The sequence below is a fragment of the Micromonospora sp. DH14 genome, from assembly GCF_029809455.1.
Taxonomy (GTDB): domain Bacteria; phylum Actinomycetota; class Actinomycetes; order Mycobacteriales; family Micromonosporaceae; genus Micromonospora; species Micromonospora parva.
The window spans coordinates 203,235-225,472 of sequence record NZ_JARVKT010000003.1 but is presented as its reverse complement, the minus strand read 5'-3'; the positions used below and the strand labels follow the sequence as shown (position 1 = coordinate 225,472).

The following is a 22,238-nucleotide window of genomic DNA, read 5'->3' as shown; positions in this document are numbered from 1 at the left end:
TCAGCCGGATCGGTCGGTCAGCTCACGGATCGCCGCCTGGTACGCGGTCTGGGTGTGGTACGGCCAGTGCCCTTCGATCGGCGGCGGCACCGTGTCCGCCGGGTCGATGGTCAGGCTGCGGGGATCCCGTAGCCGGAGGTCGATGTCGACGCCAGCCGGTGGCCCGCCCGGGCCCGGGGGGAACACCGGCCCGCCGATCGGGTCGGTGTCGCGCCACAGGTTGCGCCACCGCCACCCGATCCGCTCACCCAGGTCGTGCAGCGTCCCTGGTCCGAGGTACGCCGGGTAGAGCCGGGCGTAGGTACGCCGCAGCGGTGAGCCGTAGGTCAACAGCGATACCCGGGCCAGTACGGACGGCGGAAGTTGCAGGATGGTGGCGGCGGCGAGCACCGAGCCGTGGCTGTGCCCGGAGATGACCACCGGCCCCCGTGCGGTGAGCCCAGTGACCCGCTTCGCCAGCTCCGGGACGGCGCGGGCGGCGTAGCAGGGCGGCGCGAACGGGTGGACCGTTCGGGGCCAGAAGGTGCCCAGGTCCCACAGCACCGCCACCACCCGCCGGGTCTGCGCCGACCGGTAGGCCCGGAAACCGAGAATCAGGAGGCTGATCACCAGCAGGCTGATCACCCACACACCGGCGTCGGTGACGTAGGCGGCGAGCACGGCGAAGGCGCCCCCGTGTCCGCCCAGGCGGGCCGCGAGCTGGGTGGGACCGATCCCGATCACGTCGAAGGCGACGGTGGCCAGCCCGAGCGACGCGATCACCAGGAACGCGACGAGCACCGGGCCCAACTCCTCGGCGACCCGGGACCGGGCGATCGTCTCCCGGACCAGGCGCAGCCGGTGCGCGTCCCGCGCCGACACGTCCGGGTAGTCCCGCTCGATGATCCGTGCCGCGAGTCGGCGTCGCCGCCCTCGCGTCAGCAGGAGGGTGGCCGAGGTCACCGCCCCGCCGATCAGCAGCGCGGCGAGCCCGGCGAGCGCGGCCCACCAGTAGGCCACCGGTGGTTCCAGCGGGCCGACGATCGGCGGGTTGGGCCGAATCGGATCGGGGATGTCGCCGCGGTCGAGGGCGTCCGCGACCCGGTAGACCAGGGTGGCGGTGAAGGCCGCGCCGACGCTCACCGCCGCCGCCGCCGCGATCGGGGTGCCGAGGCCGCGTAGGACGGGGCGCTCGTCGCCCCGGACGGCACGCTGTCGGACGTACGTGACGACGGTGAGCACCACGAGCAGGACGCCCTGCGCGGCGACCACCCCGGCGGCGGCACCCTCGTATCCGGGTAGCGTGCCCGACCCGGACGGTGCCGCTCCCGCGAGCGTCGCCGAGCTGAGGCACAGCACTGTCGCGACCACGGTGGCCGCCCAGAGGGGGCGCAGGATCCGTCGGGCCCTCACCGGGCTGGGCACGGGTAGGGCGAGCAGGGCCACGTCGGACCCGAGCAGCCCGACGGCGATCACGAACAGCGCGACGTGTCCGGTCGCGCCGATCCCACCCGGTGCGACGCTGGCGAGCAGGGCGACGTTCAGGGTTCCGACGCCGAGCAGCACGTGGATCTGTCGTAGCCAGCCGGTGGTGTGCGCGTCCTGCCAGAAGCCGGCGTCGGCGAGGCTCTCGGTCCCGTCGCCGGGCAGGGGTCGGGTCGACGACGGCCCGAACCCCTCGAAGGCCCGCGCCGACCGGGTGCCGATGGCCCATACGACCCGCAACGCCAGCAGGGGAACGACCGACAGCAGGGCCAGTCGGGGTCCGGCGGGGACGCTGTGCAGCCACGCCAGGTAGGGGCGACTGGCCCGACACCCGGGGTACGGCAGGCACTGCCACCCGATGAGGTCCAGGGTGACGCCCACCGCCGCCAGCACGAACGTGGCCGTGAGGGTGCCGGCGAGCAACCGGCACAGCAGGCCGAGCAGCCCCCACCTGTCGTGCCCCGCCGGCCGGAGCCAGATCGCCAGGTTGCTCAACATGAAGGGCAGCAGCAACAACATCGAGGCCGTCCGTACCGCAGCGCCGGCGGTCAGTGAACCCCAGCGGTACGCCTCGACGGCGACTCCCTCGGTGGCCCCGCCGGCGGTGCCGCTGCCGGGCCGGGGCCGGAAGAAGCCCGCGTGCGTGTCCCCGGCCACCCGGACCACGATCGGGTGGTCGAGGATCCGTTCGGCGGTCACGCCGGAAATGCCGTGCACGCGCAGCTCCACGGTGTCGCGCCCCGGCGTCTCGTCCACGCCGTCAGGGTCACAGACAATCCACCCGGCCGCTGCCGATCCCGCAAACGTCAACGGGCCGGCAGGGCGGCGGTTACCCGGAGGGCCTTGACGATCGCCGGGATGGAGCCGATGAGCAGCACCAGCCCCCAGATGATCGCGATGATCGCGAAGACCAGCGCCGCCACGTCGTCGACGATGCTGACCAGGATCACCGGCACCAGACCGTGCAGGAACTCCAGCACCACCGTGCACAGCAGTGTGGTGAGGATCAGCAGGACGAGGCCCTTGTTCTGCAGGAAGCGCGGCTGGGCCAGCACCAGCATCCCGGCCCACACCAGCTTGAGCAGCAGCACCAGCCCGAGCAGCACCGCCGCCTCGCCGACCGGGAAGAAGCCCCACAGCGCCAGGTACGCCAGGGTGCCGAAGGGGACGGCCAGGAAGAGCGACACCATGATGGACAGCTCCACGAACGCGATCACCAGCGCGACCAGCCCGACGATGATCAGGATGATCGAGAAGATCAGGCTGGCGACGCCCTGCACCCGACCCTGGATTCGTTCGGGCAGCAGCAGGCCCAGGCAGAACAGCCCGGTGCTCCAGACCGCCACCGCGTCGATCAGCGCGAGGTAACCGGTGCCCCGCCCGGACGGCTCGCTCACCCCGGACACGTCGTCGATCTCCACGTCCAACGCCCCGGCGCTGTCCGCGAGGGCCGCACCGGCGTCGGCGCCGCCGAGCAGCAGCCCCGCCCCCACCTCCACCCCGATCGCCAGGACGATGGCGAGCATCGCCATCAGCAGGAACGGCTTGCGCAGGTCACCCACGGCGACACCTTCCTCTCAGCCCGGGTCAGGATGTGGCCACGACGACAGTGCAGCCGCCCAGGCCTGGGCAGACCAGGCCCACCTCGGTGGCCTGGTCGACGGCGATCTTCGCCACCGCGCCGGTGCCGTCCGCCGCCGGTTCCACCTCGTCGCGGATGGTGAGGTCGGCGTCCCCGGGCGCCGGGGCGACGACAGTGAACGGCGCCGCGCTGCGCAACACCAGCGTGCGCAGCCCGCCCGGGTCGGCGACCCGCAGCACGCAGGTGCCGGAGAAGACCAGCCGACCGGGCTCCTCGAAGCAGTCGGCGTCGACCGTCGCCGGGTCCACCGCCGCACGCTCGCCGCCCAGCGCGGCCAACCGGTCGACCAACCCGTGTCGGGCCGCCGGATCACCCCGGTCGCCGCGGCCCGCCGCGACCGCGACCACGAACAGCGCCACCAGCAGGACGGCGAGCAACCCCAGCAGCGCCTTCTGTCGACCGCTCATCGGGCCACGGGTTGCGCCACGACCTCGGTGAACCGGATCTCGTCGACCCCCGCGAAGTAGCGGTTCGTGCCCTGCGTCTTGCCCACCACCAGCAGCGTGACCTGGTGCGGGCCCTTGCTGAGCCGCACCGTCCCGACGTCCAGCATCTCGGTCCTGCGCACCGTCGGCGTGAAGCCGAGGAACGTGCCCCCGACCTGGGTGCCGTCGATCGTGAACACGGTGTTGGCGTAGTCGAGGGACGTGGTGCGTACCGCGGCGAACCGCCAGGTGCCGTCGGCCGGGATCTGCACCGTCACGGTGACCCGGTCGCCGATGGCCAACCCCTGGAAGAACAACTGCGTGTCCCCGGACCAGGTCACCCCGCAGCAGTTGGGTTGCGCCTCCACCTTCGCCCCGCTCTTCGCCGGGGAGTCCACCACCGCGCCCGGCACCAGGCTCTCCGCCTCGACCGTGACCACCCGCGGCTCGCCGAGGGCCGGCTCGCCGCCGCGGGTCAGCAACACCACCCCCACGGCGACGACCACCAGCACCAGCGCCGCCGCGGCGGCGATCCACAACCATGGGGTACGCCGTGGCGGCGCGACCGCCCGCACCTCGTACGTGACCCGGCCGCTGGAACGGGAACTCTCCTCCGGCGCGGTGCTCGCCGAGTACGCGAACCCGGTCATGTCGTAGCGCCGGGGCGCGGTGCCGGCCGGCACGGCGAGCTTGACCAGGAACGACACCGAGCCCTGGCCGGGTACCACCCGCTGCGGCTCGGCGACGGTGAACCACGCCCGTTGGGAGCCGTCACCGGGTGCCACGTCGAACACCACCGTGTCCGGCGCGGTGCCCGGGTTGAAGACGGTGAAGGTCAACTCGCCGCAGTTGCGCGGGTCGACTGTGAACTGTTCGGCGGCGGCGACGACCGCCCACTCGGTGGTCATGACGACTCCTCCTCCAGGACGATCTCGACGGTGGCCGAGGCGGGTTTCTCCGCCTCGACGATGCGGGTGATCACGGCGAGCTGGCCGGCGGCGTCGACCGGCACCCGCACCACGACGTGGAAGGGCCGCTCGGCGGGTTCGTCGATGGCGAAGCCCGACGTCCCGGTGGCCAGCTCCAGGGCCCGGCGCAGCCCGTACGGGGTGCCGCGCCAGCGGGCCAGCAGGGCGGCGTTGGCCACCAGGTCCCGCAGCCGCCCCACCGGCAGCGGCAGCGGGGCGTCCGGGCGGGGCGAGGCGACCACGTGGTCCATCGCCACCCAGCGGGTCAACCGCACGACCAGCCTGTCCGGCGCCCGGTACGGGTCGAACAGCGCGTCCACCTCGGCGAGGATCGCCTCGTCCGGGGCGTGCAGCCCCTCCATCACGTCCAGCAGCGCCCAGAGCACGCTGCCCGGCACACAGGCCCGCTGGTAGGCGGCGGGCAGCAACCGTTCAATCGCCGAGCGTCGCATCCTGGCGCACCACCTCGATGTCGTGCTCGCCGGAGCAGAGCAGCCAGGTATCCGGGACGGTCACCACGTCGGCGGTGGCCTGGTTGGCGCTGGGCGTCCAGGTGACGGCGTCGGCGCTGCGGTGCACGCCGCGTTCCCCGCCGGCCAGGATCAGCCGCTCCGCCGCGCCGGTGCCGCCGGCCGCCGCGCCCGGCGCGCCCGCGCCGCCGGATGTCGGGCCGCTGATCGCGATGGCGTCGACCGGCACGAACCGGGTCCGGTCCCGCAACGGCAACCCCGAGTTGACCGACACCGCCTGCCACTGCGGTTGGGCGGCCAGGGTGTCCAACCGCAGCACCCCGCCGCTCTGGGTGGCCGCCACCGCCTGCTGGCCGGCGAACGCGAGGCCCCGGCAGGTGCCGCCGATCCACCCGGCCTGCATCGACTGCCACTTCACGTCGGACTCGAACAGCCGGGTGCGGTGGCAACCCTGGCCGGGTTTCTTCGGGTCCGGCTCGCCGGCGCCGCTCCACAGCAGGGTGGCCGGGCCGTCGTACTGCACGGCGAGCACCCGGTTGTCCACGTTGGCCAGTCCGACGTGGGTGAAGCTGCCGGGTCGGCCGCCGCTGGTCGACAGGTACACCCCGAAGCCGGCCTGGGCGGCCACCGCCACACCCGGCGCGCCCCGCTCCGAGACGAACGTGCGGACCGCGTAGAAGCCCCGGTCGGCGTCGGACGGGTCGACCAGGATCTGCAACGGCACCGCGCCGGGCAGCAGCGACACCTCGTACAGGCCGGTGTCGGTGGCCACCAGCAGCGCGCCCGCGCCGTCGCGGTCCAGCCACGCCACATCGGAGATCCGCGAGTCCAGGTCGGTGAGCAGCGACCACGTCTCGCCCAGGTCGGCGCTCAGGTGCACCCGGGAGCCGCCCGAGGCCCGCAGCGTCACCACCGCCACCGAACCGGGGCGGGCGACGATGCCCGGCCGCACCGGTGCGGGCGCGGGCGCCACCCGCAGCACCGTCTCGTCGTCGAAACGACCGGCCGGTTCCCACCCCGCGCCGCCGTTGCTGGAGCGGAACAGCACCGCCCCGCGCCCGGCGTACCAGGTGCGCGGCTGGTACTGGTCGACGGCGAGGGCGCGCACGTCGGCGTCGGGCGCCTCGTCGACCACGAACCGCACCGACTCGACGTAGCGCACCCCCGGCTCGGCGTGCTCCAGCAGCCGGTACACGTTGGACGCCCGCAGCGGCTCACCGAACGGCCAACCGGTCGGGTTGAGCGCGGTCGGCAGCGGGCTCAACGTCTGGTGCAACCGGTCGTGGATGCGGCGACGGACCGCGTCCACGTCCTCCTCGCGGCGGACCACCACCCGGGCGCGTACCGACACCGCCTTGAACCGCGCCCAGGTGGCCCGGGAGCGGATGCCGACCATCCGGCGTTCCTCCAGGTCCGCCTCGACCCGGTGGCGCGCCTCGGGCACCTCGTGCTCCCGCAGCACCGCCACCGGCAGTCGACCACCCGGACGGGCCGCCTCCGGCACGTACGGCACCAGCACCACCTCGACCTCGCCCGGCCGGGCGAAGCTGTACACCGCCGCGCGGGTGAACGCCCGTGCCCGCGCCACCGCCCCGGAGCTGGTCGCGAGGATCTCGAAGTCGCGGGCGGTGACCGCCCGCTGCTGGGCGAAGAACTCGTACGGGCCGCGCAGCAGCACCGATTCCAGCGCCTCCATCTCCCGGCCGCCGGCCGCCGGGGCGGGGTTGTCGACGCGTACCCCGGGCAGTGGGTCGCGCAGGGTGCTCAGCGTGCCCGCCGCCACGTTGCCGGTGGGCCCGCCACCGGCGCGGTACCAGAGCCGGACCTGCCGCCCGGCCGGCGGCACGGCCGCGACGGTGACCGATGTCGGCGCGGGCTCGGCCACCGGGGTCGCCCCGGTGGCGGGTCGCAGGTCGAGGGCCGGGGCGAAGGTGACGGTGCCCGAGCAGCGGTCGACCAGGTACGCCTTGGCGTGCGGGCCGAGACCGGCGAAGCTCTCCACCGGCTGCCAGATCTCGAACGTGCGACCGTCGTGCTCGCGGGCCGCCGCGCCCAGCTCGACGGTGCCGGCCGGCACCTCCACCCCGAGCAGCAGGTCCAGCGCCTCGGCGGTGCGCGTCAGCGGCGCGTGCGCCGCGCGCAGCACCTGCCCCGGCTGGCCGGTGCCCACGCCGAGCAGTTCCGCCTCGACCGGTTCGCAGTGGTGCATCCGGACCGTCACCGACGTCTCGTCGACCGGCAGCACCGTCGGCTCGGTGGTGACGAACACGACCGGCCGGGGGTCCGCGCCGCGGGCCGCCGCGACCCGCAGACCGGCCGGGATCCGCACCGCCGCGCGGTCGGTGCCGGTGCGGGTGAACCGGACGTCCGCCCAGGCGGCGGTCGGCGCGTGCCGGGTGACGCCGAGCAGGTTCAGGAACGAGACGTACGCCTTCTCCGGCAACTGGTTCAACCGGTAGATCATCACCTCGGTGAGGTGCGCGAACGTCTCCACCAGCGCCATCCCGGGGTCGTGCGCCGACAGGTCGGTCCACGCCGGGCAGGACTGCCGGATCCGTTCCCGGGCCTCGGTGACCAGGTCGAGGAAGCCGCGATCGTCCAGGTGCGGCACGGGCAGCGTCATGACGCTCCTTCCTGGGTGGGCTCGTCGGCCGGGAGTAGGTCGACGGAGAAGACCAGTTGCCCCGGTGTCAGGCTGGCCCGCACCCGGTAGTCCAACCGGATCACCAACCGCCACGCGTCGTCCGGGTCCGGCCCGGCATCGGTGTCGATCACCTCCACCCGGGGCTCCCACCGGGCGATGGCCTGCCGGACGTAGTGGATGGCCAGACCGGCGGTGGTGTCGTCGTTGGGCGCGAAGACCAACCGGTGCAGCCGGGAGCCGTACCCGGGTCGCATCAGCCGCTCACCCGGTGTGGTCGACAGGAGCAGGAACAACGCCTGCCGTACGCTCTCGTCGCCGTCGGTCATCGCCAGGCCGCCGGCCGCGGTCAGCGCCAACCCACCCGTACGGCCGGCGTCGAAGCCGGCGCCGACGAACCGGAACGCCCTCATCGGTCCGCCCCCAGGAACCCCTGAGCCGGGTCGCGCACGGTGTGCTTGACCAGCCCCGGCGGTGTGCCGTTGGTGAAACCCTCCAGGTGCGACAGCACCACCCGGTGCCCGTCCACGCGCACCCAGTCGCTGTAGCCCACCCGGACCGTCAACGTCTGCGTGCACGGCTTGATGGTCGGGCCGTAGTTCGGGCAGGCGACGATGGTGCGTCCCTGCGGGTCGTCGTCGACGAGCACGGGCACGCCGGAGACTGTCACCCACTGCCGCGAGGGTCGGTTCTCGACCCGGCCGTCGTGATCGCAGGTGATCACGGAGTCCCGGTGGATCCACCGCATCATCCGCCTCCTTGCTGATGGGCGCGGGCGAGCGAGCGGGCCTGCTCCGCCGCGGTGCTCGGGTCCTCGGTCGACTCGGCGTGCAGGAAGTCCACGCTGCGGGCGCGCACCACCATGGCCCGACCGGGTGCGGAGATCACCAGGTCGGACGCCGCGTGCAGGGTGGCCAGGTCGGGGGTCAGCTCCAGGAAGCTGCCGCCCTCGGCGGCCAGCCGCAGGCTGCGCCGCACGTCGTCGACGACTATCGACTGCCCGCCGGCGGTGCGCATCGTCCAGCGGCGGGCCCTTCCGCCGTCGATGCCCGCGTCGTACGGCTCGACGGCGCCGAACAGCGAACCGAGCACGATGCCCGAGGCCGGCTCCCCGCCGGGCAGCACCACCAGCACGGTGTCGGCCGGGTCGGGGAGCGCCACCAGACCCTTGCCCGGCCCGGCACCGGGGCAGAGCACGGCGAGCCAGCCGGCGTCCAGGTCCCCGTACGCCGGCAGGGTCAACCGGACCCGGCCCAACCCGTCCGGGTCGGCGACGTCGGTGACCGTGCCGAGGGTGACCACCGCGCCGCCGGTCAGGCCCGCCGGGATGGCCGGCGGCACCGTGGAGAACCGGGTCAGGTGCCCGTTGCCGTCCACCGTGTGCACCACCTCGGTCAGCACGTACGCCCCGGCGACCGGGTCGGGCACCCCGCCCAGGTCGACGCGGCGGCCCGGACGCAGCGCCGGATCGCCCTCGGCCACCCCCTCGGCGGTGACCAGCGTCGCCGCCCGGGTGTCCAGTCGGGCCTGGGCCAGCGCCGCCAACTCGTCGTCGCTGCGGCCGGGCTGGTCCACGGCGGTGCGGACCCCGCCGGCACCCACGTCGGCCGGGTCCGGGCGGTCGTCGGCGGGCCTGCCGCAGCGCGCCTCGTCGACCTGCTGGCTGATCACCTCGGCCCGCTGCGGATGCCAGCCCAGCGCGGCGCTGGCACCGCTGGCCTGATCGGTGTTGGTGGACAGCCGCAGGGTGTGCACCCCCGCGCCGAGCGTCAACGCGACCGGTTCCCCGTAACCGGCGAGGGTGACCAGCCGGACCCCGTCACCGTCGGCGGCCAGGTGCAGGCCGGCCCGGCCGGCCACCTCGCGCAGCAACTCCAGATCGCTGTGCCGGTGCTGGAGCAGCCGCTCCAACCGGGGGCCGTCATCCTCGGCGGTCACCGTCAGCCCCACCGCGTCGCACAGCTCCCGGGCCAGCTCGACGGCGGTCACCGAGGTGAACACCCGCAACCCCTGCCGTTTGCGCAACCGGTGCAGCGGGTCGTACGCCCGCATCCGCAGCACCGCCGCCCCGTCGGCCGCGTACTCCACCTCCACGCCGGTGACCTCACCGGTGAACAGGGCGTCCGCGTGGTCGGCGAGCCGTACGTCGAGCGCCGTGCCGGGGCGTACCGCCGGGTCGAACGCGCCGGCCCCGGCGGTGGTGGCGAGCACCAGCTCGGCCTGGGTGGGCTGGTCGAGGCGGGCCGCCACCCGCAGTGACCGGATCCGCTGACGAGCGGTGCCGACCAGCTCGGCACCGTCCAGACGGACGATCAACGCCCGGGGCGCGACGCTGGTCACGACGCACCCCCGGGGCTCGGGTGTGTGCTGGTCGGGGTGGGCCTGGTCGACGATCCCGCCGTCGGACCCCAGGCGGCGGGCGCGGTGGCGATGGAGGCGCCCACGAACGACGCGCCGGCGCCGACCGCGCCGGCCACCGCCCGCGCGACTCCGGTCACCGCACCCGCCAGTGTCGGCCCACCGCCCGGCGGGCCGGCTGGTGGGACGGCGAGGGTGGTGCCGGCCGGCACGGCGAGGGGGTCGGTGATCCGGTTGTGTTCGGCCAGCAGCCGCCAGCGCAGCGGCGAGCCGAGCGCGTCGTTGGCCAGCAGGTCGAACCGTACGCCGGAGCGACCCGGCTCGGCCGCGCCGTCACCGGCGGCGATCACCGCGCTGCCCGGCGCGGCGGTCGGGGTGCTCGCGGCGGCCAACTCCTCGGCGAAGCCGGCCTCGGCCTGGTCTGCCGTCTCGGCGGCGCGGACCAGCTTCAGCCGCAGCCAGGACCGTCGCGGTGACCCGGTGCCGGTGAACGCGTCGAAGCGTTCCGCCACCGCGACGATCACACCGGGCACGTTCCAGGTCTTCCCCCAGACCAACCGGACCAGCGGCGGCCGCAACCAACCGTGGTCGGCGGTGGAGTTCTCCGCCAGCATCCACAGCGGACGGGTGAGCACCCGCACGTCGGCCGGACGCAGTTGCGCCTCCACGAAGTCGACGTCGAAGAGCAGGTCGAGCACCAGCTCGGTGCGACCGCCGCCGGTGAAGACCAGCGGGTCGTCGGCCAGGCCGGACCCGGTGAGCTGCCCACCGCCGGCACCCCGCTGACGGACCCCGGCGAGCCGGGTCACCTGCACGGTCTCCGGGTTGAGCAGGCAGTCCACCCGCACCCCCGTGGAGTCGATGAGGAAGGCGACGCGTTCCATCAGTCACCCGCCTGTTCCCGGTCCAGCCGGGTCAGCTGGGCGGTGTCCAGCGCCGGCCCGGCGACCGACCACAGTGCGCTGTCGTCGGGCAGCGCCGGCCACGGGTCGATCTCCGCCGCGTCGGCCTGAAACACAGCGTCGGCCTGGAACGTCGTGCTCGCCGGCCCTCGTCCGCCGCCCGGCTCGCGGTACGCCGAGCCGATCCGGGCCACTCTCGCGGCCCCGGCGGCCGGACCGTTCCGGCGTCCGGTGTGGTGTCCAGCTCGTTCGCCAACCCGCTGCCCCGACCGGGCCCGATCCTCTGGAAGGGCCGGCCACCGGTCACCGCCAGCCGCCGCCCGGTCCGGCCCCGCCCCGCCCGCGTCGGCGTCGGCGTCGGCCGTCGTGGACCTTGGAAGGAAAGTGCCCCTGGAAGGGCCGAACTCTTCCAAGATCTCGCCAGGAGCGAGGTGTGGGGTCGGGGGGTGGGCTGGCTCTCCGATTCGGGGCAGCCCTCTCGGGTCGGCGGTCGTGGGGTCGTCGCCCGCCGGTCTCGTCGCCGCGAGCGGTCGGGATGACGCGCGTAGACGCCACCCGTCCGGCGGACGTCGAGCCGGATCCGCCGCGGAGGGCGCCTCAGTGGTCCTCGCGACGTCGGAGGCGCCGCTGCCGCCCCGTGGGCTGGCACCGCTGATCCCCGGGCTGCCGGACCGGTCGGCTGCGCCCGACGCGTGTGCCGACCTCACGGTCTCGCCCGTGGAGGGTGGACCGTCCGGCCGTCCGACTCCGCTCAGCGCCTCGGGGCCGTCGGCGCCGTACCCCGCGCCCACCGTCGCGTCGTCACCCACCCTGTGGTGCGTGGCGGACGCCGCGCGGCCCCGCCCGTCGGAGTGCACGGCCAGGTCAGGGCCGCTCGTGCTGGTCGAGCGGTCGCGCCCACCACCAGTGTCGGGGGCACGTCGACCCACCGTGTCGGGGGCACGTCGACCCACCGTGTCGGCAGGGGGCCCGGCGCCCTCTCCGGTGGGCCGAGCCGGTCGGGTCACCGCGGTCCACGGGTCCGGCCCGTCCTGAGCGGTCCGATCGCCGAGGCCGGACCCGACGGCGGGGTCATCGCGCCCCTGCGCCGGTTCCGCGGCGGGTGGGTCGAGGTCCAGGTCGTGCAGGAGGCCGGGCGCGTGGGCGGCGACCAGGTCCAGCCAGTGCTGCGGGGGTTCCCCGAAGCGGCGCGGTGGCGTCACCGGCGTGTCCGCCGGCGGCTGCGGTGGCAGGTGCCCGTCTGGTGCGAGGTGCCCGTCCGGCTCGACCCGCCCGGCGAGGCGCTGCACCGCCCCGGCCGCCGAACGCAGTCGGCCGGCCAGCCAGCTACGCGGGCGTCGGCGCGGTGGCACCGCCGGTCTCCAGCTCCAGGCCCTCGTAACGCAGGGTCAGCGAGGCGATGGCGATCTCGTGGCTGAGGGTGTTGAGGTGCGCGCCGCGCCACCGGGTCGGCCACGCGTCGATCAGGTTCCAGCGCAGCACCTCGGCGGTGCCCACCGAGTCGAGCAGCACCACGGAGACGTTGCGCCGGTTGAGGGTGCCCTGGGCGGTGGCGTTCACCCAGTCCCACAGCTCGCGGGAGGCGGTGAGGCCGAAGTGCAGCGTCACCGGCTCGTACTCGGCCTGGCCGGGCACCATCCGCATCCGGCCCAGGCCGTGCTCCCGGTACGGCTGCCCGGGGATGTTCACCTCCAACCCGGTCATCTCGGTGAAGTGGCCGTTGGTGACACCGTTGATGAGCAGGCGGAAGTTGTACGCCCGGTACGGGTCGACCGGGGCGCCGGGCTGCGGGGTCGCGGTGGTGGGCATGTCAGCCTCCGATCGTCTCGGTCTCGGTGCCGCCGGCCCACTGGCTCAGCTTGAACACCACGAATTCGGCGGGCTTGACGACCGCGATGCCGATGTGGGCGATCACCATGCCGGCGTCGCGGACCTCCGGCGGGTTGGTCTCCTCGTCGCACTTGACGAAGAACGCCTCCTCGGGGCTGCGCCCCAGCAGCGCGCCGTCGCGCCACACCCGGGTCAGGAACGCCCCGATGTCGCGGCGGATCGAACGCCAGAGGGTGAAGTCGTTGGGCTCGAACACCATCCACCGGGTGCCGTTGGCGATGGCCTGCTCGATGGCGATGCTGAGCCGCCGGACGTTGAGGTAGCGCCACTCGCTGGCCTCGGCGGCGAGCGTACGGGCGCCCCAGACGCGGATGCCCTCACCGGCGAAGTAGCGGATCACGTTGACGCCCTTGGGGTTGAGCACGTCGTGCTCGGGTCGGGTGACCAGGTAGCCCAGGTCGACGGCGCCGCGCACCGGTTCGTTGGCCGGGGCCTTGTGCACCCCGCGCAGTGCGTCGGTGCGGGCCCAGATGCCGGCCAGGTGCCCGCTCGGCGGGGTGAGTTCCAACTCGCCGCTGATCGGGTCGCGGACCCGCAACCAGGGGTAGTAGAACGCGCCGAACTCGGACTGTCGCGGCCGGTACGCGGCCCCCTCGTGGCCGCCGGAGCCGCCCGGCTGGGCGGAGCCGCCGCCAGGGCCGCCGCCCGTACCGTCGGCGGGCTTGGGGGGTTTGCCGGCGGACGGCGTGGCGACCCGGGTCAACGCGGAGATGTCGTCGATGTCCGGCGCCGGGTCGCAGATCGCGACCATGGTGCGGGTGCGTTCGGCCATGCTGAGCAGCGCCTCGTGGGACACGACGTCGTGGAAGCCGGGCGCGGCGATGATGGAGATCTCGTCGACGGCTTCCAACAGTTGCAGACCGCCGCGCCGCTGCCCGGTGCCGGTGATCGCACCGCCCTCGCCGACGTTGACGACCCAGCAGCGGGCGCCCCCGTTGTCCAGGAACCCGAAGACCGCCCGGGCCAGTGGGGTGCTCTCCACCCGCTCGCCGCCGGCGAAGAGCCGCAGGAACTCCGTCCAGTTGTTGACCGGCACCGCCTTGCCCAGGTGGGCGGAGCGGTCCGGGGCGACGCCGACGAAGGCGGCGATGCTGGTGCTCGCCGGCCCGATCGGTCGGGCGCCGCTGGGGACCTCCTCGACGTAGATGCCGGGGGAGAAGTAACTGGGCATCGGCCCTCCTTAGCGGGTGGGTGTCAGTGGGTCGGTGGCGCGCAGACGATGACGATGTCGTCCTCGCCCGCGTCGACGTCGGCGGTGAGGACGAGCCCGCGTCCGGTCAGCCGCAGCCGGACCGGGCCCGGGTGCTCGGGGTCGTGCGGCACACCGGCGATCAGGAACCGGCCCTGCGGGTCGGTGCGGGTGACGGACCCGGTGCCGGGCAGCTCGACCCGCATCGCGGCCAGTGGCTGGTGCTCCGGGCCGACGACCCGCCCACGGAGGCTGCGCACGTCGAGTTGCCGCAACCGCAGCGGTTGCCGTACCGGCGGCGCGGCCGGGGTCGGGTGGTCCACCTGGGCTGCCACGTCGATCAGCAGCGCCGGTCGGGGCGCCGCACCGAACGCCGTCCACAGTGGTGCGTCGCCGGCCTCCAGCACGACCGGGTACCTGCCGTCGCTGGTCGCGGCGGTGAGCACCCGATCCAGCCGGGGCAACCCGGCGGGCCCGGTCACGCAGAGCAGGTGGCGGACCGTGAACCGGTACGGTTCCCGGACCGCGCCGCTGGAGCGGGTCTGCCGGGCCGGGCGCAGGTCGAGGGGCCAGAGGGTGAGCCCGTCGGCGTCGTCGCACGCGCGGGGCGGGCCGACCGGGACGGGTTCCCCCGCCGCGCTGGTCACCCAGGCGACCAGCTCGGCGGTGGCGGTCTCGATCGGTCCGCGCCCGTGGCTGTTCATCGCGGTGGCGTCCCCTGGATCCGGTACGCGATGGCCTCGTTCCAGACGTGCGGGTAGACGCCGATCTCGAAGTACCGGGTGAAGCGGTTGATCGGCGCGTTGGTGTGGTCGTGGTAGAGCAGCCACACCGGCGCGATGGTGAACAGGACGTAGTTGGCCAGCACGAGGGGGATGTAGAGCGGCCCGAGCAGGCGACCCTGGAAGATGTGCACGTCCTCGTGCCGCTGGATGCCGGAACTGGAGCCGGCGCAGACCGTGCCGATGGTGGTGGCGTACCGGGGCGAGACCCCCTCCACCACGCTGACCCGTCCACTGCCCAGCGAGGTGGGCCGGTCCAGGGAGTGCCCGAAGATCAGGTGCACGGTCAGGTAGATGGCGCCGACGACGGTGTTGAGCAGACTCCAGGTGTGGTCGACGACGAAGAGGAAGATGCCGCGGGCGTCCGAGGCGTACACCCCGGCGGAGGCCACCGACCAGCCGAAGACCGCGCCGACCACCAGGCCCACGACGGCGCCGATCAGCAGCCCGATCGGGCCACCGGCGAGGAAGCCGAGCAGGGCCCCGAAGCCGACCTGGATGACGGCGCTGAGGATTCCGAAGACCATGACGACACCCCTCTCAGACCCAGGAACGGAAGACTCGGGGCTCGCGACCGCTGGCGACCTGCGTCGGCGTCGCCTGCCGGTTGCCGGGCGGGAACTGGTTGACGCCGAGCGCGGCGGAGAAGATGACCAGCGCGTTGAAGAACGCGATGACCCACTTCTCGCCGCCGGCGTCGTCGGCGAACGCCGCCGTCACGTAGGACAGCAGCAGCGCGATGGCGATGGCGATCCACTTGCGGAGCTTGTCGCCGCTCGGGCCGATCAGCCCGCCGATGACGTTGGTGGCCAGCAGGGTGGCGGCGCTCGCGCCGGCGATGGTCCCCAGAGCTGCCCAGGTGAAGAGATCGTTCATGACGATCCCCCTTTTCTGCGATGGTGCGACCGGGATGTGGTGGTGGTGAGGTTCGGTGCGCCCGCGGGGGGAGCACCGGGGCCGGTCGCCATCGGTTCGGGGGCGGCCGGGGCCGGGCGTGGCCGGCTGGGGCCGGCCACCAGATGGATCAGCCGGGCCCCGGGGCGCCGGCGGGCGGGCCCGGCGGCGGGGTCGGACCGGGCGCGGCCGGCGTCGCGGGGAGGCGTCGGCGCACCAGGAGTACGCCCACCGCGGTGATCACCAGCAGGAGGAGGACACCGCCGACGACCAGCAGCCAGGGGAATCCGCCGTCGTCGTCAGCGCCGGCGGCGGCCGGTGAGGTGGACGGGCGGGGCGGGGCCTCGGCCACGGCCCGCAGTTCGGCCGGTTTCTCCTGGTTGGGGTCGACCTTCCAACTGACCGAACGGCCGTTGACGGTGCCATTGCTGTCGATCACCCGGCCGGGAAATGTCACCGAGATCTCGAACGACATGAGCTTGAGGAACGCCTGTTGGTTCTGCGGATTCTGCTCCGCGACCTTTCCGCCATATTTCTTGGGGTCGAGCGGGAGCGTGAAGCGGTACAGATCGCCGTCCCGGACCAGTTTCACGCTCTCGGTGTCGAAACCGGCGAGCGGGGCCTTGCGGTAACTGATCTGGGATCCGTAGAAAGTGTCGTCCTGGTAAAGGGTTTCCTCGCCGGCCGGCAGGGCGGGGATGTTCTGCCGCAACTCCGCGAAGGCGACCGGGAGGTTCTTGTTGCGCCCGCTCAGCACGGACTTCTGGGCCGTCAGCAGGAGCTGGCCGTCGACAGTGTCGTCGGCGTTGACCGTCAACCCCATGTTGAGTTGCATGCAGCCGCTCAGCGCGGCGAGAAGGAGGAGGCACACCGCGACGCGGAGTGCCCTGCCGCGGTTGACTCTCCTGGTCATGGGCTCAGTGTGTGTGATCGCTTTCATCATCAGCAGTCAGCGATCGGTCACAACGAAGTCGCCGATTGTACCGACGCGCTGTCGTCTTTGATTAGCCCGGACGACGACCCGAATGACTATTCTGGAGTTTTGGGGCGACGACGGTTCATCGGCGGCGGTGCGCTGATCGGAAGAGAATTGTCCCGGGTATCCTCAGCCCGCCGGCGGTCGCCAGTCGGCGTACCGGGCCATGCTGCGCAGCGCGACCCGCCCCGGGGTGAGCCGCAACGCGGTGTCGCGCACCGCGACGGCGATCGGATGGCGCAGCTGCTGTCCGAACCGGCCGGCGGTGACGGAGGCCCTGGCGACGGTCTGACTGCGCGGTCGGCGCTGCTCGTCGTACGCGCCCAGGGCGGCCGGCAGCCCTTCGGCGCCGTTGGCACAGACCGCGCCGAGCACCACCGCGTCCTCGATGGCCTGTCCGGCCCCCTGGCCGAGGTTGGGTGTCATCGCGTGGGCGGCGTCGCCGAGCAGCGCCACCCGCCCCCGCACGTACGACGGCAGCGGCACGGCCAGGTGGTGGATGTCGTTGCGCAGCACGACGCCGGGCGGCGTGGCCGCGAGCAGCGCCGGAATGGGGTCGTGCCAGTCACCGAAGCGCTCCCGCAGGGCCGCGAGTTCGTCGGGGGCGTGGCCGCCCGGCGGGGCGTTCAGTGCGGCGTACCAGTAGAGCTGACCGTCGCCGATCGGCACCATGCCGAACTCGGCCCCCGGTCCCCAGGTGATGGCGGCCGGGACCGGGTCCGCACACGCGATGGCCGCCCGCCACGCCGTCGATCCGGCGTACACCGGGCCGGGGTGTTGCGGCCACAGCTGGGCGCGGACCCGGCTGCGCAGGCCGTCGGCGCCGACCACCAGATCGGCGGTGAGGGTGCGCGGGCCGTTCGGGGTCCGGTAACACACCGACGCCCGGTCCGGGTCGGACTCGACGTGCTCCACGGTGGCCGAGGTGTGCAGGGACGAGGCGGGCAGCGCCTCGCGCAGGGTGCGGTGCAGCGTGGCCCGGTGCACGCCGAGCGCGGTGGTGCCCAGCTGCCGGACCATCTCCGTGGCGTCCACCCGGGACAGCCACCGGCCGTGCCGGTTACGGATGCCGCCGGGTGCCTCGCCGTGCCCACCTCGGTGCAGGCTCGGGCCGAGGCCGAGGGTGTCCAGCGCGCGCACCGCGTTGGCCATCAGGCTCAGGCCGGCGCCGACCTCGCGCAGCTCGGGGGCGCGCTCCAGCACGGTGACCCGCCATCCGTGCCGGTGCAGGGCGAGCGCCGCGCTCAACCCGCCGATGCCGCCGCCCACCACCACCGCGTGCGAGTCGTTCATGCCGATCCTCCTTCTACACCTGTACACCGGCAGGGCGACCAGTTCGTGGCGTTCGTGGACGGGCTGCTCTTCGACCGGCTGGCCGGCGCGGGCGCGCTCACCGCCCCGCCGCCGGGCAGCGCGGCCAGCCGCGCCGACCTGAGCTCCGCCGTCCGGACACTGCTGCGCGCCCTCACCGGAAACTGACCCGACCGGCCCGCCGGCCATCGAGCGTCGAAGCGGACCTGGTGGGCGGACCTGGCGGTGGCCGGGCCTCGCGGTGGGCGGGCCTGCCTGGTGGGCGGGCCTGCCTGGTGGGCGGGCCTGGCGGGTCCATCGGGAACGTGGGCGCGCTGGCACCGGGCGGGGCTCGGCGGCAGTCCGGTAAGCAGGCCCGACGGGTGACGGGAGACGATCATCTCGGGATATCGTGGGCCGTCGACGTGGTGCCGTGGGTGGGCCCTTTGGAGCTGAATCGTTTACGACATCGAGCCAGCTCCGCTCGCGATATCAATCCGGATCGTCTTGCGACTCGGGCCAGGTCAGCTTTCGACATCGGGCCGGCTCAGCTTGCACCATCGAGCCAGGCCGGTTGCGACATCGGGCCAGCTCAGCTCGCACCATCGAGCCAGGCCGGTTGCGACATCGGGCCAGCTCAGCTCGCACCATCGAGGTAGACCGGGTTGCGACATCGAGCCAGTTCAGCTTGCGACATCGAGCCAGCTCAGCTTGCGGCATCGGGCCAGGCCGGTTTCGACATCGAGTCAGGCCCGTTTGCGATATCCGGCTCGATCCGACTACGACCGCGAGCGCGATCCGTTCGCGACATCGCGGTTGATTCGTCTACGACATCGGACTCGACACGGTCAGGGCCGCCAGTGTGAACCGTGCACGGGAGGGCGCCTGATTCGTTGACGGCATCAGCTCCAAAGGGGCCGCGAACGACGTATGCGGGTGGGCCGGCGGTGTCGTGGCGCACTCAGATGGGCTGGCGGTGCGGTGACCTGGTCGGTGGTGTGGTGACCTGGTTGGCGGCGGGGCCACGACCCGGGTTTCGCCTCGGCCTCGCGGTGCGATGAGCTGGTGACGTGCGGCCGGGCCGGCCCGACGCGCGTCGGGGCTTGCGGCGCGGCGAGCCCGGCATGTGGCGAGCCCGGCATGCGGCGAGCCCGGCATGCGGCGAGCCCGGTGCGGCGGGCCCGGCATGCGGCGGGCCTTGGGGCGGGGCGGGGCGGGGGCGCGGCAGGCGACCGGCGTGGGTGGGAGAGGTTGGGCGATGGTGCGGATCAGCGGGCTGCGGACGGCTGCTGGGCGGCTGCGGCGTGGCTGGCGGCCGGTGCTGGAGGCGACGGTCGCGGCGACAGTGGCCTGGCTGCTGGCCACCCGGTTGCTCGGGCACCCGCAGCCCTTCTTCGCGCCGGCCGCTGCGCTGATCGTTCTCGGTCAGGCCCGGGGGCAGCGCATCCGCCGCGCCGTCGAGGTCGTCCTCGGGGTCGCCGCCGGGGTGCTCGTCGCGGACCTGGTGGTGCAGGCGCTCGGCCCGGGCAGCACCTGGACGGTGTTCACCGTCATCCTGCTCACCGTCCTGCTCGCGGTGGCCTTCGGCGCCACCGGCGTGACCCTGGTGCAGGCGGCGGTCTCCGCGCTCTACCTGGTGGTGGTCGCGCCGCCGGACGGGTCACTGGTGCCGTTCCGTTTCGTCGACGCGCTGGTCGGCGGCGTCGTCGCGCTCGCGGCCAGCCTGCTGGTCGACGCCCGGCACCCGCTCGCCCCGCTGGTCGCCGAGGTGCGGCGGACCTTCGACGAGTTGGCCGGGTTGCTGGGCGGGATCGCCGACGCGCTGGACGACCGCGACGAGCCGGCGGCGGTCGCCGCGCTGCGGCAGGCGCGCGGGATGGACGCCCGGGTGGACGGGCTGCGCGACGGAGTGCTGGCCGCCGGTGAGGCGCTGCGGCTCAACGTCCGCCGACGTCAGCACCTCGGTCGGCTGCGCTCGGTGGACGAGTCGATCCGGCAGACCGACTACGCGGTCCGCAACGTCCGGGTGCTGGCCCGTGCGGGGGTGACCCTCAGCCGGATGCAGACGCCGGCCCCGGCCGAGCTGGGCGCCGCCCTGCGGTCCCTGGCCGAGGCGGTCCGGCAGGCCGGTGCCGCCCTCGCCGCCGACCTGAACGGGCGGGAGGAGACCGCCGACCGGCACGCCACCCGGGCCGACGAGTCGGCGTTGGCCGCGGTGCACGCCGCCGGGCAGCTCTTCGGCTCCACCCAGACCCTTCCCCTGGCAATGATCATCGGTCAGGTCCGGGCCACGGCCATCGACCTGCTGCGCGGCGTCAACCCGGGCGACGACGCCGCCGTCCTCGCCCGCGTCGACGACGCCCTCGGCCTTCCCCCGGTCTGACGCCCGCCCCGATCAGGGGCGGGCCCCGGCCCGTGGGGGATGGCCGGTGAGCCAGCTGACGGCCGAGTCGCGAACCGGCACGGGGATGTCGTGGCCGCCGGGGAACTCCTCGTAGGTCACGTCGTAACCGAGGTCACGCAGATGGGGGACGAGGCGGCGGCTGCAGACGTCGATGGGCAGCACCCGGTCCTCGACGCCGTGCGAGATGAAGACCCGTGGCCGGCCGTGCGTGACCGGCGGCGCGGCGAAACCGGGGGAGAACGCCACCACCGCGTCGATCAGATCCCCGTTCGCCAGGCCCAACGACAGCGCGTACGAGGCGCCGTCGGAGAAGCCGCCGACTGTCACGTCGGCGACCGGGTAGCCGTCGAAGACGGTCGCCAACAGCGCGTCGATGCGCCGCACGTCCGCCCCGAAACCGCCGGCGATCAGATCCCAACTGGCCGCCGACGAGTCCGGGGCGACCAGCAGCAGGTGCTGCGCGTCCGCGACCGGCAACAGCAGATCCAGGCCCTGTCGCGCCGAGCCGCCGGCACCGTGCAGGAGCAGCACCAACCGGTACGCCGAACCGTCGCCCGCCGGCTCCGGGACGTACCCCACTGCCAGCCGGTCCCCGTCGCGGCCGGTCATCGGCACCAGCCCGGTGCGCCTCGGCGCCACCGGTGGGTGGTGGCGGGCGGTCAACCGGCCGTCGCGCGGGCTCGGCGCCGGATCCCAGTGCGACGGCGCGGAGTCGGACACGGGTCGGCGCTCCTCGCGGTGGACGAAAGGTCCGCCCCGGTTACCCGGCCCGTGCGGGGTTAACCGTCGACGGTCCCCGGGGTCGACTCAGGCGCTGGCCCGCGCCACCAGCGCCGACGGGAAGAGGGTCACCGGGGCCGCCGGGCGCCCGTCGAGCACAGCGGTGGCCGCGGCGACGGCGATCCGCCCCACCGGGTGACTCGCCGTGGTCAGCGCCGGGGCGGTCATCCCGGCCAACGGAATGTCGTCGAAGCCGGCCACCGCGACGTCGCCCGGCACCCGCACACCGGCGTCCCGCAGGCCCGCGATCACCCCGAGCGCGGTGTCGTCGCTGATCGCGTAGACCGCGTCGATGTCCGGCCAGCGGTGCAGCGCCTCGCCGGCCGCCGTCCGGCCGCGCGCCGCCCGGAAGTCCCCGGGCAGGATCCGCTCCGGCAGGCCCGCCTCGGCCATCAGCCGGCGGTACGTCTGCACCGGGCGTTGCGCGCAGGGCAGCCATCGGGGGCCGGTCACCATGGCGATACGGCGGCGACCCGCGGCGTACAGGTGGCGCAGCACCGCTTCGGAGCCGGCGGCGTTGTCGACGTCGAACGACGGCACGGTGGCCGAGCCGACGCCGATCGAGACCACCCGACCGCGTAGCGACTGGGGAACCGCCGCCAGCAGCTCCTCGGTGGTGTTGACCAGGATCACCCCGCACACGCTGCGATCCCGGCCGATCTGGTCGAGGCTGCGGGGGTCGCCGAACGGCAGCCAGTGCAGCGCCACCCCGACACCGGCGGGCGTGCACACCCGGGCGGCCGAGCCGACCACCTGGTGCACGTACGGGTCGTCCAGCACCGCGGCGCTGGTTCCCAGGACGGCCACCACCAGTCGGACGCCGCCGCCGCGGACCAGCGCCCGGGCGGCCGGGTTGGGCACGTAGCCGAGCTGGTCGACGGCAGCGGTGACCTGTTCCCGGGCGGCCGGTGACGCGAACCCCGTGCCGGCGATCACCCGCGAGGCGGTGGACCGGGACACCCCGGCGGCCCGGGCCACGTCCTCAAGAGTGGCCGGTCGCTGTGCCGCTGTCGTCATCGTCGCCTCCCGCGGCGGCCCGTCCGGTCGGACCAGCGCCTGCGCCCATCATGCCCCGGCCCCACCAGCTGCGGTAAGGGGCGGTCCCGGGTTGTGGTGGTAGCGCTCTCAGGTGTGCGATCGTGCCAGGAGATCACCCCGAGAAA

22 protein-coding genes are annotated in these 22,238 nt (G+C 73.9%); 2 read left to right on the top strand and 20 right to left on the bottom strand.

All coding sequences use genetic code 11. The annotated features are described in order from the left end of the window. From QCZ28_RS06940 to QCZ28_RS06855, 18 genes are all read right to left on the bottom strand, one after another. Positions 1–2,220: a hypothetical protein gene (locus QCZ28_RS06940; protein WP_279515756.1), complete on the bottom strand. Its 2,220-nt coding sequence runs from the start codon at positions 2,218–2,220 to the stop codon at positions 1–3. Positions 2,221–2,270: 50 nt separating this feature from the next. Further along, a complete protein-coding gene (locus QCZ28_RS06935; RefSeq protein WP_279515755.1) occupies positions 2,271–3,026 on the bottom strand; it encodes a hypothetical protein in 756 nt (251 codons plus the stop codon). A gap of 25 nt (positions 3,027–3,051) precedes the next feature. Then, positions 3,052–3,513 carry a hypothetical protein gene (locus QCZ28_RS06930; protein WP_279515754.1) on the bottom strand — a complete coding sequence of 154 codons (462 nt, stop codon included), beginning with the start codon at positions 3,511–3,513 and terminating at the stop codon, positions 3,052–3,054. Beyond that, complete coding sequence (locus QCZ28_RS06925) at positions 3,510–4,439, bottom strand: hypothetical protein (RefSeq protein WP_279515753.1); 930 nt, start codon at positions 4,437–4,439, stop codon at positions 3,510–3,512. Before QCZ28_RS06925 ends, QCZ28_RS06930 begins: the two co-directional genes overlap by 4 nt. Beyond that, entirely contained in the window at positions 4,436–4,951 is a 516-nt protein-coding gene (locus QCZ28_RS06920; RefSeq protein WP_279515752.1) for a phage tail protein, read from the bottom strand. The genes QCZ28_RS06925 and QCZ28_RS06920 overlap by 4 nt, the downstream gene beginning before the upstream one ends. Next, positions 4,932–7,592: a putative baseplate assembly protein gene (locus tag QCZ28_RS06915; RefSeq protein ID WP_279515751.1), complete on the bottom strand. Its 2,661-nt coding sequence runs from the start codon at positions 7,590–7,592 to the stop codon at positions 4,932–4,934. Before QCZ28_RS06915 ends, QCZ28_RS06920 begins: the two co-directional genes overlap by 20 nt. Beyond that, complete coding sequence (locus QCZ28_RS06910; RefSeq protein WP_210863368.1) at positions 7,589–8,023, bottom strand: GPW/gp25 family protein; 435 nt, start codon at positions 8,021–8,023, stop codon at positions 7,589–7,591. The genes QCZ28_RS06915 and QCZ28_RS06910 overlap by 4 nt, the downstream gene beginning before the upstream one ends. Beyond that, positions 8,020–8,361 carry a hypothetical protein gene (locus QCZ28_RS06905; protein ID WP_279515750.1) on the bottom strand — a complete coding sequence of 114 codons (342 nt, stop codon included), beginning with the start codon at positions 8,359–8,361 and terminating at the stop codon, positions 8,020–8,022. The genes QCZ28_RS06910 and QCZ28_RS06905 overlap by 4 nt, the downstream gene beginning before the upstream one ends. Next, a complete protein-coding gene (locus QCZ28_RS06900) occupies positions 8,358–9,950 on the bottom strand; it encodes a contractile injection system protein, VgrG/Pvc8 family (protein WP_279515749.1) in 1,593 nt (530 codons plus the stop codon). The genes QCZ28_RS06905 and QCZ28_RS06900 overlap by 4 nt, the downstream gene beginning before the upstream one ends. After that, positions 9,947–10,852: a hypothetical protein gene (locus QCZ28_RS06895; RefSeq protein WP_279515748.1), complete on the bottom strand. Its 906-nt coding sequence runs from the start codon at positions 10,850–10,852 to the stop codon at positions 9,947–9,949. The genes QCZ28_RS06900 and QCZ28_RS06895 overlap by 4 nt, the downstream gene beginning before the upstream one ends. Then, a complete protein-coding gene (locus QCZ28_RS06890) occupies positions 10,852–11,064 on the bottom strand; it encodes a hypothetical protein (RefSeq protein WP_279515747.1) in 213 nt (70 codons plus the stop codon). The genes QCZ28_RS06895 and QCZ28_RS06890 overlap by 1 nt, the downstream gene beginning before the upstream one ends. Positions 11,065–12,196: 1,132 nt before the next feature. Further along, positions 12,197–12,679, bottom strand: a complete 483-nt coding sequence (locus QCZ28_RS06885) for a phage tail protein (protein WP_030327509.1) — start codon at positions 12,677–12,679, stop codon at positions 12,197–12,199. Position 12,680: 1 nt separating this feature from the next. Continuing rightward, complete coding sequence (locus QCZ28_RS06880) at positions 12,681–13,931, bottom strand: phage tail sheath subtilisin-like domain-containing protein (protein ID WP_279515746.1); 1,251 nt, start codon at positions 13,929–13,931, stop codon at positions 12,681–12,683. A gap of 23 nt (positions 13,932–13,954) precedes the next feature. After that, positions 13,955–14,653: a carboxypeptidase-like regulatory domain-containing protein gene (locus QCZ28_RS06875; RefSeq protein WP_279515745.1), complete on the bottom strand. Its 699-nt coding sequence runs from the start codon at positions 14,651–14,653 to the stop codon at positions 13,955–13,957. Further along, complete coding sequence (locus QCZ28_RS06870; protein WP_210866078.1) at positions 14,650–15,258, bottom strand: glycine zipper family protein; 609 nt, start codon at positions 15,256–15,258, stop codon at positions 14,650–14,652. Before QCZ28_RS06870 ends, QCZ28_RS06875 begins: the two co-directional genes overlap by 4 nt. A 13-nt stretch (positions 15,259–15,271) precedes the next feature. Next, positions 15,272–15,607: a hypothetical protein gene (locus tag QCZ28_RS06865; protein ID WP_030327513.1), complete on the bottom strand. Its 336-nt coding sequence runs from the start codon at positions 15,605–15,607 to the stop codon at positions 15,272–15,274. Between the two features lie 148 nt (positions 15,608–15,755). After that, entirely contained in the window at positions 15,756–16,538 is a 783-nt protein-coding gene (locus tag QCZ28_RS06860; RefSeq protein ID WP_279515744.1) for a DUF3153 domain-containing protein, read from the bottom strand. Between the two features lie 192 nt (positions 16,539–16,730). Further along, positions 16,731–17,894 carry an FAD-dependent oxidoreductase gene (locus QCZ28_RS06855; RefSeq protein WP_279515743.1) on the bottom strand — a complete coding sequence of 388 codons (1,164 nt, stop codon included), beginning with the start codon at positions 17,892–17,894 and terminating at the stop codon, positions 16,731–16,733. 45 nt (positions 17,895–17,939) lie between these two features. Between QCZ28_RS06855 and QCZ28_RS06850 the strand changes: the two genes are divergently transcribed. Both QCZ28_RS06850 and QCZ28_RS06845 read left to right on the top strand, forming a co-directional pair. Continuing rightward, positions 17,940–18,080, top strand: coding sequence for a hypothetical protein (locus tag QCZ28_RS06850; protein WP_279515742.1), 141 nt, complete (start codon positions 17,940–17,942; stop codon positions 18,078–18,080). Between the two features lie 1,069 nt (positions 18,081–19,149). Next, complete coding sequence (locus QCZ28_RS06845) at positions 19,150–20,274, top strand: FUSC family protein (protein WP_279515741.1); 1,125 nt, start codon at positions 19,150–19,152, stop codon at positions 20,272–20,274. A gap of 12 nt (positions 20,275–20,286) precedes the next feature. Here the strand turns inward: QCZ28_RS06845 and QCZ28_RS06840 are convergent, their stop codons facing one another. Next, positions 20,287–21,015, bottom strand: coding sequence for a phospholipase (locus QCZ28_RS06840; RefSeq protein WP_279515740.1), 729 nt, complete (start codon positions 21,013–21,015; stop codon positions 20,287–20,289). Positions 21,016–21,102: 87 nt separating this feature from the next. Beyond that, positions 21,103–22,092 (bottom strand): LacI family DNA-binding transcriptional regulator, encoded by a 990-nt coding sequence (locus QCZ28_RS06835; protein ID WP_279515739.1) that lies wholly within the window; start codon positions 22,090–22,092, stop codon positions 21,103–21,105. Between the last annotated feature and the right edge of the window lie 146 nt (positions 22,093–22,238).

What these genes read in the sequence shown, in the direction of transcription:
- QCZ28_RS06930 (WP_279515754.1), bottom strand. Translation starts at nt 3,513, where the DNA reads ATGAGCGGTCGACAGAAGGCGCTGCTGGGGTTGCTCGCCGTCCTGCTG.
- QCZ28_RS06925 (WP_279515753.1), bottom strand. Translation starts at nt 4,439, where the DNA reads ATGACCACCGAGTGGGCGGTCGTCGCCGCCGCCGAACAGTTCACAGTC.
- QCZ28_RS06920 (WP_279515752.1), bottom strand. Translation starts at nt 4,951, where the DNA reads ATGCGACGCTCGGCGATTGAACGGTTGCTGCCCGCCGCCTACCAGCGG.
- QCZ28_RS06915 (WP_279515751.1), bottom strand. Translation starts at nt 7,592, where the DNA reads ATGACGCTGCCCGTGCCGCACCTGGACGATCGCGGCTTCCTCGACCTG.
- QCZ28_RS06910 (WP_210863368.1), bottom strand. Translation starts at nt 8,023, where the DNA reads ATGAGGGCGTTCCGGTTCGTCGGCGCCGGCTTCGACGCCGGCCGTACG.
- QCZ28_RS06905 (WP_279515750.1), bottom strand. Translation starts at nt 8,361, where the DNA reads ATGATGCGGTGGATCCACCGGGACTCCGTGATCACCTGCGATCACGAC.
- QCZ28_RS06895 (WP_279515748.1), bottom strand. Translation starts at nt 10,852, where the DNA reads ATGGAACGCGTCGCCTTCCTCATCGACTCCACGGGGGTGCGGGTGGAC.
- QCZ28_RS06885 (WP_030327509.1), bottom strand. Translation starts at nt 12,679, where the DNA reads ATGCCCACCACCGCGACCCCGCAGCCCGGCGCCCCGGTCGACCCGTAC.
- QCZ28_RS06880 (WP_279515746.1), bottom strand. Translation starts at nt 13,931, where the DNA reads ATGCCCAGTTACTTCTCCCCCGGCATCTACGTCGAGGAGGTCCCCAGC.
- QCZ28_RS06875 (WP_279515745.1), bottom strand. Translation starts at nt 14,653, where the DNA reads ATGAACAGCCACGGGCGCGGACCGATCGAGACCGCCACCGCCGAGCTG.
- QCZ28_RS06870 (WP_210866078.1), bottom strand. Translation starts at nt 15,258, where the DNA reads ATGGTCTTCGGAATCCTCAGCGCCGTCATCCAGGTCGGCTTCGGGGCC.
- QCZ28_RS06865 (WP_030327513.1), bottom strand. Translation starts at nt 15,607, where the DNA reads ATGAACGATCTCTTCACCTGGGCAGCTCTGGGGACCATCGCCGGCGCG.
- QCZ28_RS06860 (WP_279515744.1), bottom strand. Translation starts at nt 16,538, where the DNA reads ATGACCAGGAGAGTCAACCGCGGCAGGGCACTCCGCGTCGCGGTGTGC.
- QCZ28_RS06855 (WP_279515743.1), bottom strand. Translation starts at nt 17,894, where the DNA reads ATGAACGACTCGCACGCGGTGGTGGTGGGCGGCGGCATCGGCGGGTTG.
- QCZ28_RS06845 (WP_279515741.1), top strand. Translation starts at nt 19,150, where the DNA reads ATGGTGCGGATCAGCGGGCTGCGGACGGCTGCTGGGCGGCTGCGGCGT.
- QCZ28_RS06835 (WP_279515739.1), bottom strand. Translation starts at nt 22,092, where the DNA reads ATGACGACAGCGGCACAGCGACCGGCCACTCTTGAGGACGTGGCCCGG.